The sequence below is a fragment of the Ruegeria sp. YKSD163 genome, assembly GCF_059612905.1.
On record NZ_JBXWRM010000004.1, the window covers coordinates 178703 to 194929 of the forward strand.

The 16227-nt window shown below is 63.9% G+C and carries 20 protein-coding genes; 12 read left to right on the forward strand and 8 right to left on the reverse strand.

Annotated elements, in window-relative coordinates; all coding sequences use genetic code 11:
- The first annotated feature begins 130 nt into the window (after window positions 1-130).
- From AC2FNA_RS07725 to AC2FNA_RS07735, 3 genes are all read left to right on the forward strand, one after another.
- Window positions 131-1789 carry an NAD+ synthase gene (locus tag AC2FNA_RS07725; RefSeq protein ID WP_496825438.1) on the forward strand — a complete coding sequence of 553 codons (1659 nt, stop codon included), beginning with the start codon at window positions 131-133 and terminating at the stop codon, window positions 1787-1789.
- A gap of 196 nt (window positions 1790-1985) precedes the next feature.
- Window positions 1986-2582, forward strand: a complete 597-nt coding sequence (locus tag AC2FNA_RS07730; protein WP_496825439.1) for a hypothetical protein — start codon at window positions 1986-1988, stop codon at window positions 2580-2582.
- Between the two features lie 115 nt (window positions 2583-2697).
- A complete protein-coding gene (locus tag AC2FNA_RS07735) occupies window positions 2698-4029 on the forward strand; it encodes an NAD(P)/FAD-dependent oxidoreductase (RefSeq protein WP_496825440.1) in 1332 nt (443 codons plus the stop codon).
- A gap of 10 nt (window positions 4030-4039) precedes the next feature.
- Here AC2FNA_RS07735 and AC2FNA_RS07740 read toward each other — a convergent pair whose 3' ends face one another.
- Window positions 4040-4972 (reverse strand): MBL fold metallo-hydrolase, encoded by a 933-nt coding sequence (locus tag AC2FNA_RS07740; RefSeq protein WP_496825441.1) that lies wholly within the window; start codon window positions 4970-4972, stop codon window positions 4040-4042.
- A 230-nt stretch (window positions 4973-5202) separates the two neighbouring features.
- Between AC2FNA_RS07740 and gltX the strand changes: the two genes are divergently transcribed.
- Window positions 5203-6528 carry a glutamate--tRNA ligase gene (gene gltX / locus AC2FNA_RS07745; RefSeq protein ID WP_496825442.1) on the forward strand — a complete coding sequence of 442 codons (1326 nt, stop codon included), beginning with the start codon at window positions 5203-5205 and terminating at the stop codon, window positions 6526-6528.
- Between the two features lie 79 nt (window positions 6529-6607).
- Here gltX and AC2FNA_RS07750 read toward each other — a convergent pair whose 3' ends face one another.
- Window positions 6608-7177, reverse strand: coding sequence for a gamma-glutamylcyclotransferase family protein (locus AC2FNA_RS07750; RefSeq protein ID WP_496825443.1), 570 nt, complete (start codon window positions 7175-7177; stop codon window positions 6608-6610).
- 105 nt (window positions 7178-7282) lie between these two features.
- Between AC2FNA_RS07750 and AC2FNA_RS07755 the strand changes: the two genes are divergently transcribed.
- On the forward strand, window positions 7283-7729 hold the full coding sequence (locus tag AC2FNA_RS07755; RefSeq protein ID WP_496825444.1) for an RrF2 family transcriptional regulator: 447 nt from the start codon (window positions 7283-7285) through the stop codon (window positions 7727-7729).
- 22 nt (window positions 7730-7751) lie between these two features.
- Here the strand turns inward: AC2FNA_RS07755 and AC2FNA_RS07760 are convergent, their stop codons facing one another.
- Window positions 7752-10268 carry an ABC transporter permease gene (locus tag AC2FNA_RS07760; protein WP_496825445.1) on the reverse strand — a complete coding sequence of 839 codons (2517 nt, stop codon included), beginning with the start codon at window positions 10266-10268 and terminating at the stop codon, window positions 7752-7754.
- Window positions 10265-10960: an ABC transporter ATP-binding protein gene (locus AC2FNA_RS07765; protein WP_496825446.1), complete on the reverse strand. Its 696-nt coding sequence runs from the start codon at window positions 10958-10960 to the stop codon at window positions 10265-10267. The genes AC2FNA_RS07760 and AC2FNA_RS07765 overlap by 4 nt, the downstream gene beginning before the upstream one ends.
- Window positions 10961-11008: 48 nt before the next feature.
- Here AC2FNA_RS07765 and AC2FNA_RS07770 point away from each other — a divergent pair, with 48 nt between their 5' ends.
- Together AC2FNA_RS07770 and AC2FNA_RS07775 are read left to right on the forward strand one after the other, a co-directional pair.
- Window positions 11009-11644 (forward strand): arylesterase, encoded by a 636-nt coding sequence (locus AC2FNA_RS07770; protein ID WP_234165664.1) that lies wholly within the window; start codon window positions 11009-11011, stop codon window positions 11642-11644.
- 71 nt (window positions 11645-11715) lie between these two features.
- Window positions 11716-11844, forward strand: a complete 129-nt coding sequence (locus AC2FNA_RS07775) for a hypothetical protein (protein WP_496825447.1) — start codon at window positions 11716-11718, stop codon at window positions 11842-11844.
- 41 nt (window positions 11845-11885) lie between these two features.
- Here AC2FNA_RS07775 and AC2FNA_RS07780 read toward each other — a convergent pair whose 3' ends face one another.
- From AC2FNA_RS07780 to AC2FNA_RS07790, 3 genes are all read right to left on the reverse strand, one after another.
- Window positions 11886-12092, reverse strand: coding sequence for a cold-shock protein (locus AC2FNA_RS07780; protein ID WP_011046198.1), 207 nt, complete (start codon window positions 12090-12092; stop codon window positions 11886-11888).
- A 202-nt stretch (window positions 12093-12294) separates the two neighbouring features.
- The gene (locus AC2FNA_RS07785) at window positions 12295-12852 is read right to left on the reverse strand and encodes a L,D-transpeptidase (RefSeq protein WP_234137330.1); all 558 of its coding nucleotides are present in this window, start codon (window positions 12850-12852) and stop codon (window positions 12295-12297) included.
- Window positions 12853-12912: 60 nt separating this feature from the next.
- On the reverse strand, window positions 12913-13296 hold the full coding sequence (locus AC2FNA_RS07790; protein WP_496825448.1) for a hypothetical protein: 384 nt from the start codon (window positions 13294-13296) through the stop codon (window positions 12913-12915).
- Window positions 13297-13425: 129 nt separating this feature from the next.
- Between AC2FNA_RS07790 and AC2FNA_RS07795 the strand changes: the two genes are divergently transcribed.
- The 4 genes from AC2FNA_RS07795 (at window position 13426) to AC2FNA_RS07810 (ending at window position 15083) form a co-directional block, all read left to right on the forward strand.
- Window positions 13426-13818 (forward strand): acyl-CoA thioesterase, encoded by a 393-nt coding sequence (locus AC2FNA_RS07795; protein WP_234137332.1) that lies wholly within the window; start codon window positions 13426-13428, stop codon window positions 13816-13818.
- A gap of 146 nt (window positions 13819-13964) precedes the next feature.
- Window positions 13965-14294 (forward strand): hypothetical protein, encoded by a 330-nt coding sequence (locus tag AC2FNA_RS07800; RefSeq protein WP_496825449.1) that lies wholly within the window; start codon window positions 13965-13967, stop codon window positions 14292-14294.
- Window positions 14295-14365: 71 nt separating this feature from the next.
- A complete protein-coding gene (locus tag AC2FNA_RS07805; RefSeq protein ID WP_496825450.1) occupies window positions 14366-14791 on the forward strand; it encodes a thioredoxin domain-containing protein in 426 nt (141 codons plus the stop codon).
- Window positions 14792-14882: 91 nt separating this feature from the next.
- Window positions 14883-15083: a YgaP family membrane protein gene (locus AC2FNA_RS07810; RefSeq protein WP_044027833.1), complete on the forward strand. Its 201-nt coding sequence runs from the start codon at window positions 14883-14885 to the stop codon at window positions 15081-15083.
- 12 nt (window positions 15084-15095) lie between these two features.
- Here the strand turns inward: AC2FNA_RS07810 and AC2FNA_RS07815 are convergent, their stop codons facing one another.
- Window positions 15096-15311 (reverse strand): hypothetical protein, encoded by a 216-nt coding sequence (locus AC2FNA_RS07815; protein ID WP_496825451.1) that lies wholly within the window; start codon window positions 15309-15311, stop codon window positions 15096-15098.
- A 114-nt stretch (window positions 15312-15425) separates the two neighbouring features.
- Here AC2FNA_RS07815 and AC2FNA_RS07820 point away from each other — a divergent pair, with 114 nt between their 5' ends.
- On the forward strand, window positions 15426-15719 hold the full coding sequence (locus AC2FNA_RS07820) for an REP-associated tyrosine transposase (protein WP_496825452.1): 294 nt from the start codon (window positions 15426-15428) through the stop codon (window positions 15717-15719).
- Window positions 15720-16227: the final 508 nt, after the last annotated feature.

A 16227-nucleotide genomic window follows, 5' to 3' on the forward strand; every position in this document is an offset into this window, starting at 1 on the left:
ACCGTCTGAATGCGGCACCGCGAAATTAAGGCAGGTCCGGGCAAGGGGCAATGTCTTTTGCCGCATTTGGCTTTTCCTCGCGCGTCGATCTGATAAATCGGCAGATCAGGAGCAAGGGCAAGGGGGCATCATGGCCGACCGTTTCCGTATCACTCTGGCGCAGCTCAATCCCACCGTGGGCGACCTGGCTGGCAATGCCGCCAAGGCCCGCATGGCTTGGGAGCGGGGACGCGCGGCGGGGGCCGACCTGGTGGCGCTGCCCGAGATGTTCGTGACCGGGTACAACACGCAAGACCTGGTGTTGAAACCGGTGTTTCACGATGCCGCCATCGCCATGGTCGAGGCGCTCGCCGAGGAGTGCGCCGACGGGCCGGCGCTGGCCATTGGCGGCCCGTGGGTCGAGGACGGCAAGCTTTACAACGCCTACCTGATCCTGCGGGGTGGCAAGATCGTCAGCCGCTCGCTCAAAACCCACCTGCCCAACGAGACCGTTTTCGACGAGGTGCGCATTTTCGATGCCGGACCGCTGGGCGGACCCTATTCGGTGGGCAATACCCGCATCGGCAGCCCGATCTGCGAGGATGCCTGGCACGAAGATGTCGCCGAAACCCTGGCCGAGACCGGGGCCGAGTTTCTGCTGGTGCCTAACGGGTCGCCCTATTACCGCGACAAGTATGATACTCGGATCAACCAGATGGTGGCACGTGTGGTCGAGACCGGTCTGCCGCTTATTTATCTCAACATGGTGGGTGGTCAGGATGATCAGGTGTTCGACGGTGGCACCTTTGGCCTGAACCCGGGTGGCGCGCTGGCCTTTCGCATGCCTGTCTTTGACGAGGCGATCACCCATGTCGATCTGGAACGCGGAACCGAAGGCTGGCGCATCGCCAAGGGCGAGGTGGCGCTGCTGCCCGATGCCTGGGAGCAGGATTACCGCGTGATGGTCGAAAGCCTGCGCGATTACATGCGCAAGGCCGGCTTTGGAAAGGCGCTGCTGGGCCTGTCCGGCGGGGTGGATTCGGCGCTTGTGGCGGCAATCGCAGCCGACGCCTTGGGCGCAGAAAACGTGCGCTGTGTCATGCTGCCCTCGGAATATACAAGCGCCGAGTCGCTGGAGGACGCCGAGGCCGTGGCGCAGGCGCTGGGCGTTCGATATGACTATGTCCCGATCTCGGAAAGCCGGGCGGCGGTGACCAACACGCTGGCACCTCTCTTTGCGGGGACCGAACCGGGGCTGACCGAAGAGAACATCCAGTCCCGCCTGCGTGGCCTGTTGCTGATGGCGCTTTCCAACAAGTTTGGCGAAATGCTGCTGACCACCGGCAACAAGTCCGAGGTGGCGGTGGGATATGCCACCATCTATGGCGACATGGCGGGCGGTTATAATCCGATCAAGGATCTCTACAAGACACGGGTGTTCGAGACCTGCCGCTGGCGCAACTCCAACCACCGGTCCTGGATGATGGGACCTGCGGGCGAGGTGATCCGGCCTTCGGTCATCGACAAGCCACCCAGTGCCGAGTTGCGCGCGGATCAGAAGGACAGCGACAGCCTGCCGGATTATCCCGAACTGGACGCGATCCTGGATATTCTGGTCGATCAGGACGGCTCCATCGCCGATTGCGTCGCTGCCGGGTTCGACCGCGATGTCGCCCGCCGGGTCGAGCATCTGATCTATATCAGCGAGTACAAGCGCTATCAGGCGGCCCCCGGTGCCCGGCTGACCCCGCGCGCCTTCTGGCTGGACCGGCGATATCCCATCGTGAATCGCTGGCGCGACCCGAGTTGATGCGGCATCGGCAACAATCGTTGATGGCAGTAGAGACTGTCTCGGGGTCAAATCCGATTTGAGGCGAATTTGACCTAAATATGACATTTTGAGGGCGCGGACCCGGTGAAGATGGCAAAATCGCCATTGTCACCGCCTTTGCCCTCAAACCTGGTGCAAATCGGGGTGATGGATACTCGTATCTGGGATGTGTGCCATGTTGAATCCTCTGAACGCGCCCCCGCAAGGGGTGGAAATGCTGAAATCGCCACCGCGTGAGATCGACGAAGCCGTCATCGACAAGGTCGTCGAGGCGGTGATGCGCGAAGAGGCGCCTGCGCCGAGGCCCAAGCCGCGCAAGACCCTGCCCGAGATCGCACCCGCCGTGCCGGAAGCCCCTCAAGAGACGCAAAGCAGAGCGCGCTATCAGCCGAAATGGCGCCACTCTGCCGCCATCCTGGCGCTTGCGATCTTGATCGGCTGGCCCGGGTTGCTTCCGCTGTTGCTGGGCCTTGCCATTGTCTTGCCGATCATTGCCTATCTGACTGTGGGCCACGACCGCATGTCTGAGATGGTCGCGGCGGCTTTCGGCCGGTTCCGGCGGTTTGATCCGGTCCGGGCCGAGATCCTGCGCGATTGGGCGATGCGGCGCGTCGCTGGGATAGAACGGATGTTGTCCTGGCTGCCCGAGCGGTGGACCTCGGGGCTGTACCTGCCCGACTTCCGGGATGCACCGGTGGTGCATGACAAGATGCGGTTGGATCCGTTCTCGCGGTTCCAGGCCGAACAGGCCGAAACATCTGACGCTAGGTAATGGCAGTTCTGCCACAGCCCGCAAGGATGTGATCCGGCGCGTCGATTTAGCCCCTTTCGTCCGGGCAGGGCGGGCTACATCACTGACACTGATTGTGTCCTATGAATGAGCCCGAATGCCCGGACCCCGCCCGACCGATTTCTATTCCGACCTTGCCCTGCCGAAGCAGGTCGAGGTCGTTGTGGTTGGTGGTGGCATCATCGGTGTCTCGGCAGCGCTGGAATTGGCGGAACGAGGGGTCTCGGTCCTGTTGTGCGAAAAGGGTCAGATCGGGGCTGAACAAAGCTCACGCAACTGGGGTTGGGTGCGGCTGGGCATGCGCGACCCGCGCGAGATCCCACTTATGCAGGCGGCGCTGGAGATCTGGGACGGGTTGGATGCGCGTCTGGAACGCAACACCGGTTTTGTGCGCTCTGGCATCCTGTTTGCCTCTTCGGGGCGGCGCAGCACCGGGAATCTGGAGCGCTGGGCGCGCCATGTGGATGGGCTGGACACGCGGGCCCGGATGATTGAGGGGGCGGAGCTTGCCACCCAACTACCCGGTCACCGCAAGCCGCCGGGCGCGGCACTGTTCATGCCGCAGGACGGCCGGGCCGAGCCGCAATGGGCCGCCCCCGCGATTGCAGAGGGCGCCCGTGACCGGGGTGCACAAATCCTGACCGCCTGTGCTGTGCGCTCGGTCGACGTCGAGGCGGGCCGGGTGACCGGGGTCTATACCGAACGGGGCCGGGTGGCCTGTTCCAGAGTGATTTTGGCGGGTGGGGCCTGGTCGCGCCTCTTTGCTGGCAATGCAGGTGTATCGCTGCCGCAACTCAAGGTGCTGAACACCGTGTTACGCAGTTCGCCCATGGCCGAGGGTCCCAATGCCGCCTATTGGTCGGACGGGTTCGCCATGCGCCGCCGTGCCGATGGTGGCTTTACCATTGCTGCGGGCACGCAGAACACGGTTGATCTTGTGCCCGACAGCCTGCGGCTGGCACATCGGTTCCTGCCCGCTTTCCGGCAGGAATGGCGTTCGCTGCGCTTTCGGCTGTCGCGCCGCTGGCTGGAAGAGGCGCAGATGGCGCGCCAGTGGCAGCCGGGCGATGTGACCCCGTTCGAGCTGACCCGGATACTCGACCCGGAGCCATCGCAGAAACACCTGCGCCGTGCATGGTCCGCCGCCCGCCGCGCCTTTCCGATGCTCGACGGGGCCGAGATCATGCAAAGCTGGGCCGGGATGATCGACGTGACCCCGGATGCGATCCCGGTGATCTCGGGTGTCCCGGATCTGCCGGGACTGTTCATAGCAACGGGGTTTTCCGGGCACGGGTTCGGGATCGGGCCGGGCGCCGGGCGATTGATCGCCGATCTGGCGACAAGCGAACCCCCGGTGGTGGACCCATGGGAGTTTCGCCTGTCGCGGTTCAGCGATGGCAGCCGGGTGGCGCCCGATCCGGGGTACTGAGCCCGGAGCCTTAGCCCATCAACTGATAGCTGACGGGCACGAAGCGGAAACCGTCACCGCGCGCTTCCACGTAACCTGCCGCGGGGAAAGGCATGTGATAGCCGATCATCGGCACCCGGTCGGCGGCCAGCATGCCCAGGATCTGACGGCGCGAGGCGGTTGCCTTGGCCTTGTCCATGTCGAACCGTACTTCCCATTCAGGATGCGCGAAGGACCAGACATAATGGTTCGCCAGATCGGCGGTCAGCATCAGCTGCTGCCCGTCGCTCTCCAGCATGTAACCCATATGGCCCGGCGTGTGCCCCGAGGCATCGACCGCCGTTACTCCGGCGGCGACCGAGGCGCCCGGCTCGACAAAGGTCATTTTCTCCGCCAGCGGCGTTACATGCGACTTGACGAGGTCACCGACCCGGTTACCGGCCTCGGCCTTGGACCAGAAATCGTATTCGGCGGCGCCGGTGACATAACGGGCATTGGCAAAGGTGGGGGCGCCATCGGTCATCATGCCGCCGATATGGTCGGGATGCATATGGGTGATTACCACCACATCGATGGCTTCGGGCGCAACGCCAGCTGCTTCTAGCGCGCGGGTGATGCCGCCCTGGCCCAGACCGGTGTCGAATAGCACCAGTTCGGCCCCGGTATCGACCAGCGTAGGGGTAAAGAAGAATTGTGCCGTCTCGGCAGGGATGAAGTTCTCGGCCGAGACACGGGCGAAATCCTCGTCCGATGCGCCACCGCCAAAGATGTCCTTGGCCCCGTCTCGCGGCAGGCTGCCGTCAAGAAGGGTGGTCACCCCCAGGCTGCCCAGCTTGAACGAGCGGGCGATGGGAGCCGCCGCCTTTCCGCCATGGGCACCGGCCAGGACGGGCGCCGCGACAGCGGCAAGCGGTAGGGATGCGGCACCGGTCAAGGCGGCGCGGCGCGAAAGCTTCAGGTTCATGATCAGACCTCCCCAGTTATGTGTGAAACACCCAAAAGGATAGGGCAGGTCGAGGCACCGGCAACCTCGGTATTAATGCATAAATCTGTGCGGATTTCAGGTGGCGCCGGGTGATCAGGTCTATACCCGCAAGCGGATTGGCGATGGTGTTGGTTTGAAGAAGGTGGCAGGGCGCCGAACTGGACAATTGCCGGGCCTTGTGACAAGGGGATCGGCAACAGGAGATGTCCATGACCACCACCCGTTTCGCCCCTTCGCCCACAGGTTACATCCATGTGGGCAACCTGCGCACCGCGCTGATGAATTTTTTGATCGCCCGCAAGGCGGGTGGCACCTTCATCCTGCGCATCGATGACACCGACCCAGAGCGGTCTAAAGAGGAATATGTCGACGCGATCAAGCAGGACCTCGACTGGCTGGGCCTGCATTGGGACCGGGTAGAGCGTCAGTCCGAGCGGCTGGGCCGCTATGCCGAGGCTGCCGACAAGCTGCGCGACATGGGTCGGTTCTACGAGGCGTTCGAGACCCCGACCGAACTGGACCTGAAGCGCAAGAAGCAGCTCAACATGGGCAAGCCACCGGTCTATGACCGGGCGGCGCTGTCGCTGTCGGAGGGTGAGAAAGACGCCCTGCGGGCCGAGCGTGGCAACGGCGTGTGGCGGTTCAAGCTGGACCAGGAGCGGATCGAGTGGACTGACGGCATCCTAGGGGATATCTCGATCGACGCGGCCAGTGTCAGCGACCCGGTCCTGATCCGGGGCGACGGTCAGGTTCTCTATACGCTGGCGTCGGTGGTCGATGATACCGATATGGGCGTCACCGATGTGGTGCGCGGCTCGGACCATGTGACCAACACCGCGACCCAGATCCAGATCATGGCGGCGCTCGGGTTCGAACACCCCCGCTTTGCGCATCATTCGCTGCTGACCGGCCCGCAGGGCGAGGCGTTGTCGAAGCGCCTGGGCACGCTGGCCCTGCGCGATTTGCGCGAGCAAGGGGTGCAGCCGATGGCGCTGCTCAGCCTGATGGCGCGGCTCGGCTCGTCCGATCCGGTCGAGCTGCGCAGCGACATGGCCGAGCTGATCGAGGGGTTCGACGTGACCCGCTTTGGCGCGGCGCCGACCAAGTTCGATGTGCAGGACCTGTTCCCGCTGACAGGGCGCTATTTGCAGGCGCTGCCGCTGGAGGCGGTGGCGGAGGATGTGGCCGCAGCAGGCGTGCCCGAGGACCTGGCTGCGCCCTTCTGGCTGATGGCGCGCGAGAACATCACCACGCTGAACGATCTGGCGGAGTGGTGGGCGCTGTGCAGGGATGGGGCAGAGCCGCTGATCGCCGACGAAGATCGCGCCTTTGTGGCCGAGGCCATGGCGCTGTTGCCCGAAGGGCCGCTTGACGGTGACAGCTGGAGCACCTGGACCCAGGCAGTGAAAGAGGTCACCGGCCGCAAGGGCAAGGGGCTGTTCATGCCGCTGCGAAAGGCGGTGACCGGCATGGAGCGCGGGCCGGAAATGGCCACCCTGCTGCCGCTGATGCAGGTGATCCGCGCGCGCGGCTGAGCGGGAGCGCAAGATTTTTCGACGAAAAATCTTGACGCCTCCGGCGGGAGTATTTGCGGCGAAATGAAGGGCTGCGCGTTCAGGTCACCGCGACGATGCGCGCGCCGATTTCGATGAGGGACCGGTCCACCAGATCGGTCTCTTCTGCCTTGAGTTGCTGGTGGCGCGGGTAGCGCGGCTGGGAGCGGTCGTCGAGAATGGGTGCTTCCCAGCCGCTGGTGGTGTCAAAGAAATCACGCACGCCCTCGCGGCCGAAGGCATGCAGATAGCCCTGTACCACCACGTCGATATAGCTGAGGAGGATGGGGTGCCGGGTGCTCGGCACGCTCTGTTTTTCCGGTGCCACCGCATAGACCGCGATCTCGGCGGGCTGCTTCAGGTCGTGGCGCACCTGGTCGGTGACCGCGACGCGGTCATAGGCCCATTCGCGCGCATCGAGTGCTTGCCAGTCGTCATTGGGCACATGGGCGATCATGCCGTCGATGCTGCAATCCGCATCCGGAAGTGCCGTCAGAAAGGCCACTTGTCTGAGGTCTGTATGACGCCAGACGCGCCGCCAGCCATGCAGGCGGGCCGGGCGCGGATCGGGGAAGTCGTGGGTTGCCAGGTTCACCAGGCTGCCGTAGCCAAAGAAATAGGGGTCTGCCATAGGTGCCTCGCCGCCGATCCGGTGCAATTGATGTATGTCAAACAGGTTTTTCCCGGGTTGTGCAATAAGGCTTGCAGATGAAATCCCACGGGGGAGGACCCGATCATGCGCATTACCAAGCGCACCAATATTGCGGTTCGGCTGCTGATGTACTGCGCCGCGCATCCGGACCGGCTGGTGACCAAGTCCGAGATTGCCGAAGTCTGCAACATTTCCGAGAACCATCTGGCCCAGGTAATCAACCAGCTCAGCCAGTTGGGGTTCCTGACCACGCAGCGGGGCCGCAATGGCGGCATGTGTCTGGGCATGGCCGCGGATGCGATCCGCATCGGTGAGGTGTTCAGACATGTCGAGGGCAATCTGCCGATGGTCGAGTGTTTCGCCGATGCCGATAACAGCTGTCCCTTGACCGATGCTTGCCGCCTTCGGTTGGCACTGAGGGATGCGGCGCAGGCGTTTTATGCTTCGCTGGACGAGATCACGCTGGATGCGCTGGTTTGTGACAACACCGACCTGCTCAAGATCCTCAATCCGGTGGTCTGCGCGCGGTAGAGTGTGTCCCAGGTGGGCTGATTCATTCTCGGGCACGCAGGACGCGCGCCGGGCGGGTGGCGAGCGGGGACAGAGAGAACACAAGGCTTGCAGCAAGTACCGCTGATACGCCCCCCAGCACGATGGCCAGTGCCGAAGGCCAGATCACCGAGAATGATGTCTCGAAGACAAAGCGGCTGATCGCCCAGCCGCCCAGGATGCCTGCGGCCAGCGCGATGGTTCCGGCAGCGGCGCCGAGAAAGGCGCTGCGCAGTGCAAGGCTCAGCAGGATACGGCGGCGCGACGCGCCCAGGGTGCGCAGTACCGCCGCCTCGTAGATGCGTGCGCCCTGACCTGCGGCGGCGGCGCCGATCAGTACCAGAAACCCGGTCAGCAAAGAGACGCCTGCGCCATAGGATGTGGCGCTGGCCAACCCGGCCAGCAGGCCGGAGGCGCGGTCGATGGCGTCGCGCACCCGGATCGCGGTGATGTTGGGATAGCTGCTGGCCAGATCGCGTAGAATGGCGGCCTCGGCGGCCTCGTCGGCATAGACCGTGGCGATATGGCTATGGGGGGCGCCGGACAGGGCAGCAGGGTTCATCGCCATGATGAACCCCATGCCCGCGGTCGAGAAATCGACCTCGCGAAACGAGGAGATGCGGGCGGTGATATCGCGGCCCAGGATGTTGACGGTCAGGGTATCGCCCAGTTGCAGGCCCATCTCGGCCGCCTCTTCGGCGGCAAAGCTGATCAGGGGCGGACCTGCGTAATCCTCGGGCCACCATTCGCCCTCGGTCAGCCGGGTGGTGTCGGGCAGTTCGGCGGAATAGGTCACCCCCCGATCGCCACGCAGCACCCAATGGTTTCCGGCGACCTCGCGCGCGGGCAGATCGTTGATACGCGTGATGATTCCGCGCAGCATCGGCGCGCTTTCAATGCGGCTGACGCCAGGGTCGTTTCGCAGCCGGGCGGTAAAGCCGGGCATCTGGTCACGCTGGATATCGACAAAGAAATACGAGGGCGCCACATCGGGCAGGTTGCCGGAAATCGCATTGCGCAGGGTGCCGTCGATCTGGCCCACGGCGGCCAGCACCGACAGGCCCAGGCCCAGCGACAGCATCACAGGCGCGGCCCCCTGCCGTGGCGAAGAGATCGAGGCCAGCGCCCAGCGAAGCGCCGGGCGACCGCGCGCGAGCGGGGCAGCGGCACGGCTGAGCGCCCGCACCGCGCCGGCGGCGAGGGCGAGCAAGAGGAGCGCCCCGGCGATGCCGCCCAATGTCCAGAGTGTCAGTGCCAGCGCCCCGCTGAACCACGCGGCCAGCCCGCAGAGCAGGACCAGTCCGGCGCCCGTGGCCAGCACATAGCGAAGTCGCGGCAGCAGCGGGGCACGGGACAGGGCATCGCGGAGCAGGGTCGCGGCGCGCACCTCCTCGGTCCGGGCCAGAGGCCAAAGGGTAAAGACCAGCGCCGTCAGCAGGCCATAGATCGCGGCTTCGGCCAGCGGCTCCGGGTAGATCGCAAAGACAGCCGGCACCGGTAGTTGTGCCTCGATCAGCGGCGCCAGCAGCAGGGGCGCGAACCCGCCGAGCGCGAGCCCCAGCAGGATGCCAAGGCCCGACAGCGCGCCGATTTGCAGGAAATAGGTCTGGAACACGGTGCGCCGGTCGGCGCCCAGCGTGCGCAGCGTGGCAATGGTGGCGGTCTTGTCAGCCAGATAGGCGCGCACCGCAGCCGAGACTCCGATGCCGCCCACAGCCAGGCCAGATAGTCCGACAAGGATCAGGAACGCGCCCAGCCGCCGGGTGAAATCGGCGATACCGGGGGCGCCGTTGCGCGCATCTGTCCAGCGCAGGCCACTGTCGGCGAAGCGCGCGCGGGCCTCTTGCGAGATGCTGGCCAGATCGCTCTCGGGGGGCAGGTCGAGCCGGTATTTGGTGTCAAAGAGGGTGCCCGGCGCCAACAGGCCGGATTGCGCCAGATCCTCGGTCCGCACCAGGGTGCGGGGTCCGAGGGCAAAGCCGTCTGCGACACCGTCCGGCACCCGCATCAGCCGTGCCATCAGGACAAAATCCTGCGTGCCCAGCCGAAAGCGATCACCGGGTTGCAACCCCAGCCGGTCGGACAGAACCGGTTCCATTACCCCACCGGGCAGGCCATCGGCGCCCTCCAGCGCCCGATCAAGCGGCAGGTCTGGGTCCAGCGTGACGCTGCCGAGCAGGGGGTAGGCACTGTCCACCGCCTTGACCTGGGTCAGGGCGCGCTCATCGCCCACGACGGCCATCGAGCGGAAATCCACCAGTTCCGAAACCCGGCTGGCGCGGGCCTGCATCCAGTCTCGCTCGTCGGGGGTGGCAAAGCGATAGGTGAAACTCATCTGCGCATCACCGCCGAGAAGGGCAGCACCCTCGCGGGTCAGCCCGGCCTCGATTGCGCTGCGGACCGAGCCGACGGCGGCAATGGCGGCGACGCCCAGCGCCAGACAGGCCAGAAAGATGCGGAACCCCCGCAGCCCGCCGCGCAACTCGCGCCGGGCGAGGCGGGCGGCCAGTCGCAGGCTCATTGCGCGGCCTCGCGGCTCTCGGTGTCCTCGATACGGCCATCGCGCAGGCGGACCACCCGGTCGCAGCGGCTGGCCAAGCGGGCGCTGTGGGTGACCAATACCAGCGTTGCGCCATACTGGTCGCGCAGGCCGAACAAAAGGTCCATGATCGCGGCGCCATTGGCCTCGTCCAGATTGCCGGTCGGCTCGTCGGCCAGCAGGATTGCAGGGCGCGGGGCCGCGGCACGGGCCAGTGCGACGCGCTGTTGCTCGCCGCCCGAGAGTTGCGCCGGATAATGCCCGGCGCGGTGGGACAGACCCACCGCCGCAAGCTCGGCCGCCGCGCGGTCGAACGCGTCTCGGTGGCCAGCCAGTTCCAGCGGCGTCGCCACGTTTTCCAGCGCGGTCATGGTGGGGATCAGGTGAAAGCTTTGGAACACCACGCCCATCCGGTCGCGTCTGAAGCGGGCCAATGCGTCCTCGTCCATCGCGCCCAGATCTTGGCCCAGCACCTGTACCAGGCCACCGGTGGCGCGTTCGAGCCCGCCCATCAGCATCAACAGCGAGGATTTGCCCGACCCCGATGGCCCGACCAGCCCCAACGTCTGCCCGGCGGGCACGCTGAGCGAGATACCGCGCAGGATATCGACCCGCCCGGCATTGCCTTCGAGCGACAAACGGGCATCTTCTAGGAGAATGGCAGGGTCGGTCATGATGGGCCTTTGCTTGGGTATTCTAGGGCATATGGAGCGTCGAGGGATATGCGCAAGGCTTTGATCGGGCTTCTGTTGACGGGGTGGGGCGCGGCTGCAACGGCCGAACCGGTGGTGATCGCCGCGCTGGGCGACAGCCTGACCCAGGGCTATGGCCTCGTGCAGGATCAGGGCTTCGTACCCCAGTTGCAACGCTGGCTGGTGGCTGAGGGGGCCGAGGTCACGCTGATCAATGCAGGCGTATCGGGCGATACCACGGCGGGCGGCGCGGCGCGTGTGGCCTGGACCCTGACGCCCGAGGTGGATGCGATGATCGTGGCGCTGGGCGGCAATGACCTGCTGCGTGGCATCGCGCCCGAGGTGGCGCGCGGCAATCTGGCAACAATCCTGACCGAGGCGCAACAGGCCGGGGTCGAGGTGCTGCTGATCGGCATGCAGGCACCGGGCAATTACGGCGCCGAGTACAAGGCGGCGTTCGATGCCATCTATCCCGAGTTGGCGGCCCAGTACGGTGCGCTCTTTGCGCCGAGCTTCTTTGCCGGGCTCGCGGCTGAGGGCGACCCCTCGGCGGTGTCAGGCTTTATGCAGGGCGACGGTATCCACCCCAATGCCGAAGGTGTGGCGCGAATCGTCGCGGCGCTGGGTCCGCATGTGCTGGACCTTATCCGGTCGGCGGAGGAATGAGATGCCGGGACGCTTCTTTCTGACCCGGCAGCTGGCGTAACGCGCCGAGTCCTCACCGGATAGGAGTGCTATTGACACTCGCAGATGTGCAGATCTGGCTGATTGGCGATGAAACGCAGCTTCAAGCGCTGATGCGCCTCTGGCCCAAGGGCCGGTTGCGGATCGAGAAGGCGACGGATGTGGATTGGTCCGCCCCTTAGAAAGGGCCGGGTCCGGCAAGGCGGACCCGACGCGCAAAAGCTCAGAGCAGCTTCAGGTCGACCGCGGATTCGCGGCCGTCGCGTCCGGGCTTCAACTCGTAGCTGACTTTCTGGTTGTCGGCGAGGCCGGTCAGCCCCGAACGTTCAACGGCGGAAATGTGCACGAACACATCCTTGCCGCCTTCTTCGGGGGCGATAAAGCCGAAGCCTTTGGTGGTGTTGAACCATTTGACGGTGCCGGTGGCCATCGTCATATCTCCTGTCTGTTCTTTCAATTCCCTGCCCGCGATATGCGGCAGATCGGCTCGGTCAATGCGAAATCGAGGACTGAGCCGGAAAAGGAGCAGTATGGTCGATAGCGTAACGTTGCGCCCCCAGAAATGGGTCGCGCTTACGCGTTTGGCAAGAAGAATCTCGCATTACCGCCGGTCTGGCGCTGAAATCCGAGCGTCAGAGCACCGTCACGAGCGTGCCGAGAGGCACCCGGTTGTACAGGTCGATCACGTGCTCGTTGAGCATGCGGATACAGCCGTTCGATGCAGCCTGTCCAATGGTTTCGGGCTGAGTGGTGCCATGAATGCGGAAATAGGTGTCGACACCGTTCTGGAACAGGTAGAGCGCCCTTGCCCCCAGCGGGTTCCCCGGGCCGCCGGGCTGAACATAGGAGTTGTCCACGAATTTGGCATAGGTTCGCGGGTCGCGCTCGATCATCTCTTGCGTCGGGCGCCACGTGGGCCATTCCTTTTTGACGTCGATGGTGGCGTTGCCGGTAAACTCCAGCCCGGCCTTGCCGACGCCACATCCGTAACGGATCGCCTGACGTTCCTCGGTCACGTAGTAGAGGTAGAAAGAACGCGGGAGGATCAGCAAATGTCCGGGTTCGAACGCTTTCTTGATCCGCACGAATTGTGGTGTTGGGTCGAACTCTGCACTGGCGTTGGCCTGCACCGCCCATGGCAGCGTACCGGCCGCAACCGAAGCGGCGATGAATGTCCGGCGCGTGATCATGTCTGGCCTCGCATCTTGAAACGGTAATATCAGGTATTTTCCGGTGCCTGTTCCGCTTGGTCAATGCGTTTGGCGGCTATAGCGGAAAAGTGATGCCAGAGTTGCGGCGGCAAAGGCACAAGTGGCGATCCAACCGAAATACCAAGCCTGGCCGGCAAGTGTATCTTCGGCAAAGGAGGCGGCAAAGCGGGACTTTCCCAAATGAGCGGTCAGAAAGGCAGCGAGAGTCAGCAGGGCGAATCCGCCCTGCCTTGGCAGGCGCGGGATCCCGAGCGCCCCGGCAAGGATCGCCAGACCGATACCCAGCGGCAGACCGATCCAGATCACCTTTTGCGCCCACCATGGGTGCGCACCCAGTCTGAGCGTCAGCCCGGCGATCTGCGCAATCAGCGCGAATACAAGCAAGACCGCGCCCGGCAAGAGGACTGTGTTGAGACGTCGCATAGAGCCAACATGCCCATTTGTGTGATGGCATGAAAGGCGGTGCACCGGAACGTGATGATGATTGCGGAGTCGCCCGCGAATTGCTTTACGCTGTCTCCAGCCGCAGTGCAGCAAAGAGGATATCGCGCCATGACCGACCCGCAACCCAATGGTGAACTCACCCTGCGCACACTTGCGATGCCGCGCGATGTGAACGTGAACGGCGACATCTTTGGTGGCTGGGTGCTGAGCCAGATGGACATCGCCGCTGGCCTGACCGCTGGCGCCCGCGCAGGGGGGCGGGTGACCACGGTTGCGGTGGATGCGATGAAGTTCATCCGGCCCGTGGGCGTCGGTGACGTGTTGTGCATTTACTGCCAGGTGGTGCGTGTCGGACGCAGTTCGATGGCGATCGAGATCGAGGCCTGGGCGTTGCGCGACCGGCAGGGACTGCGCGAGAAGGTGACCGAAGCGGTGTTCACTTTCGTTGCGATCGACGAGCAGGGCAGACCCCGCCCGGTGGACGGCACCGCCGCAGGCTGATTGCCGCCGAACGGCGGAACAGGGCGGACGAAGCCCTCTTTTCAGTTTGCAAAAGCTGCATATCATATCGCTTCGGGCGCCCGACTCAGAGTGACGGGCCAGCGTGGACCCGACGGGCATCCGGCGCCCGGATCGTGGAGATCATCATGCAGATTCTGGTGGGTATTGCCGGGCTTTCGCTGGCAGTGCTGATCTATGCCTGGGCTTATGGTCGGGCGCATGACCCGGCCGCACCGGCCTGGGCACGGGGACAGTTGTTCGCCTCGGTGGCGTCGTTATTCGCGACGTCATTGGCGCCGATAGGCGCCGGCTATCTGACGGCTGGCATCTTGTGGCCCGATGGTTTGAGCCTTGTCTGGGGGCTGCCGGTCGCGATCGTTGCGGTACCGTTGGTCTGGATCGTGTCCCGCCGCCTGCTGCGGCGCGGGCGCGACATGGCTCATTCCCCGCTGGCTTTTGCGCGCGGTATGGCATGAGGACGACCCTTGCAGGGTGATCTGCTGCAACCTATGTCACTTTCTGAATGTGATGCTTTCGGAGAGCCGAGATGGGTGACAAGACACTGACATGTCTGGCTTGTGGCCAGCTCAACCGCGTACCCGAGGCCCGGCTGACCGCTGGCGCCAAATGTGGAAAATGTGGCGACGGGCTGGTCACGGGGCAGGCGCGGGATGTTGATCCCGCGATCCTCGAAAAGGCGAAGAAGAACGACGACCTGCCGCTGGTGGTCGATTTCTGGGCGCCATGGTGTGGCCCTTGCCGAATGATGGGCCCGGAATACGCCAAGGCGGCCGGGGCACTGGCGGGGCAGGCGCGGCTGGTCAAGCTCGACACTCAGAAACACCAGTCCACCGGAGGCCGATACGGCATTCGCGGCATTCCGACCATGGTCGCCTTTGAACGTGGCAAGGAAAAGAAACGCCAGTCAGGCGCGATGCAGTCCGGGCAGATCGTCGGTTGGGTGCGCGGCTAGAAACATTCTTATACTTGAATGTGATTTCTGGCGAGGTTATATGTACCTCAAGGCCGGGCGCGTCGCCCGGCGATTGACAGGAGTTGGATGAATGACCCTCGATCGTGCCGTGATGATGTTTGCTGGCTTCATGGTGTTGCTCAGCGTCTTGCTGACCGCGCTGGTCTCGCCCTTGTGGATGTGGTTCACCGTGTTCATCGGCGTGAATCTGATCCAGTCCTCGGTCACCGGTTTCTGTCCGGCGGCCATGGTTCTGAAGAAGCTGGGGTTCAAGACCGGGACCGCGTTCTGAGCAAGGCCTCGTTTAACCGTTGACGGTTCTGCCGCTGGCCATCGGTTCTGCGGCAGGACTCTGCGCTTCGCGCAACAAGAAGAACACGACTACGGAAACCGTGATGGCGGATCCGGTCACCGGATAGAGTAGCAGGGCGGCCCAGAGTGGCAGGTTCCAAAACAGAAAGCCCAGGATACTGCAGGCAAGACCGGCAAAGGTCCCCAGAAATACTCCGATCCAAGCCATGCGTTTTCTCTCCCACACATCCTTAGGCAGCGCATTTCACGCGCCTCGATGCTGAGACAGTCTAGGGAAGAATGTGTTCAAAATATGTTAACCCCGGGGTGACAGAGTTCGCACATGTCGATCTATGTCAGGCCCAGGGTGCCCGGTGCCACGATTTTCTTTACCTTGACGCTGGCCAACAAGGGGAGCGGATTGCTCACCGACCAAATCGATCTGCTGCGTTCGGCGGTTTGGAAAACGCGAAGGGAGCGCCCGTTCCACATCGACGCCTGGGTGGTGTTGCCGGATCACCTGCATGCTGTCTGGATGCTGCCGCGCGGAGATACGGATTTTTCGACCCGCTGGGGCGCGATCAAGGCACGGCGCTCCCGGGCGGTGCGGTCACAGGGGATCGGTGCGGTGGGTTGAAAACCCACCCTACACGTGCCTTCTCGCCGTGGCGGGGATCGGGGAGGTGGGCAGTATCGCCCACCCTATGTTTCTCAGCCATTCGCTGTTTAAACAGAGAAGGGCGGTGCAAGCACCGCCCAACGGTTCATAGGAAGAACCTGATCACCGTCAGTACGAGGGCAATGGTTCCGATTACGTCCCCATAGCTGACCCGTCCCTTCAATTTGGTCAAGAACCGCTTCATGGCTTTAGCCTTTTGGCGATGCTCGGCCGGCCGAGCGATTTCACTCGCTCAGTACTTCTATCCCGCCCCTTAGATGGCGGCTCGGACCCTCTTGATGATCACTCAGAGCGTCCTGTCGAAGGTGTTGCGAACTCTTACTCGGGTACGGTTGGGCAATTCAATGCCCGCAGGTAACGTTTAGAAGATCGCTAATCCTCCTTAGCCAATTCCGGCTAAGAATTGACATAGCACCGCTAAGCACTTCCTAAGAGGGCACCCTAACTGGGCGCCACTACTCGGGCT

Coding starts and splice junctions, on each gene's coding strand:
- AC2FNA_RS07800 (WP_496825449.1), top strand. CDS start 13,965: ATGCAGATTCTGGTGGGTATTGCCGGGCTTTCGCTGGCAGTGCTGATC.
- AC2FNA_RS07815 (WP_496825451.1), bottom strand. CDS start 15,311: ATGGCTTGGATCGGAGTATTTCTGGGGACCTTTGCCGGTCTTGCCTGC.
- AC2FNA_RS07750 (WP_496825443.1), bottom strand. CDS start 7,177: ATGGCAGACCCCTATTTCTTTGGCTACGGCAGCCTGGTGAACCTGGCA.
- AC2FNA_RS07725 (WP_496825438.1), top strand. CDS start 131: ATGGCCGACCGTTTCCGTATCACTCTGGCGCAGCTCAATCCCACCGTG.
- AC2FNA_RS07755 (WP_496825444.1), top strand. CDS start 7,283: ATGCGCATTACCAAGCGCACCAATATTGCGGTTCGGCTGCTGATGTAC.
- AC2FNA_RS07820 (WP_496825452.1), top strand. CDS start 15,426: ATGTCGATCTATGTCAGGCCCAGGGTGCCCGGTGCCACGATTTTCTTT.
- AC2FNA_RS07730 (WP_496825439.1), top strand. CDS start 1,986: ATGTTGAATCCTCTGAACGCGCCCCCGCAAGGGGTGGAAATGCTGAAA.
- AC2FNA_RS07790 (WP_496825448.1), bottom strand. CDS start 13,296: ATGCGACGTCTCAACACAGTCCTCTTGCCGGGCGCGGTCTTGCTTGTA.
- AC2FNA_RS07735 (WP_496825440.1), top strand. CDS start 2,698: ATGCCCGGACCCCGCCCGACCGATTTCTATTCCGACCTTGCCCTGCCG.
- AC2FNA_RS07785 (WP_234137330.1), bottom strand. CDS start 12,852: ATGATCACGCGCCGGACATTCATCGCCGCTTCGGTTGCGGCCGGTACG.
- AC2FNA_RS07795 (WP_234137332.1), top strand. CDS start 13,426: ATGACCGACCCGCAACCCAATGGTGAACTCACCCTGCGCACACTTGCG.
- AC2FNA_RS07760 (WP_496825445.1), bottom strand. CDS start 10,268: ATGAGCCTGCGACTGGCCGCCCGCCTCGCCCGGCGCGAGTTGCGCGGC.
- AC2FNA_RS07780 (WP_011046198.1), bottom strand. CDS start 12,092: ATGGCCACCGGCACCGTCAAATGGTTCAACACCACCAAAGGCTTCGGC.
- AC2FNA_RS07770 (WP_234165664.1), top strand. CDS start 11,009: ATGCGCAAGGCTTTGATCGGGCTTCTGTTGACGGGGTGGGGCGCGGCT.
- AC2FNA_RS07740 (WP_496825441.1), bottom strand. CDS start 4,972: ATGAACCTGAAGCTTTCGCGCCGCGCCGCCTTGACCGGTGCCGCATCC.
- gltX (WP_496825442.1), top strand. CDS start 5,203: ATGACCACCACCCGTTTCGCCCCTTCGCCCACAGGTTACATCCATGTG.
- AC2FNA_RS07805 (WP_496825450.1), top strand. CDS start 14,366: ATGGGTGACAAGACACTGACATGTCTGGCTTGTGGCCAGCTCAACCGC.
- AC2FNA_RS07810 (WP_044027833.1), top strand. CDS start 14,883: ATGACCCTCGATCGTGCCGTGATGATGTTTGCTGGCTTCATGGTGTTG.
- AC2FNA_RS07765 (WP_496825446.1), bottom strand. CDS start 10,960: ATGACCGACCCTGCCATTCTCCTAGAAGATGCCCGTTTGTCGCTCGAA.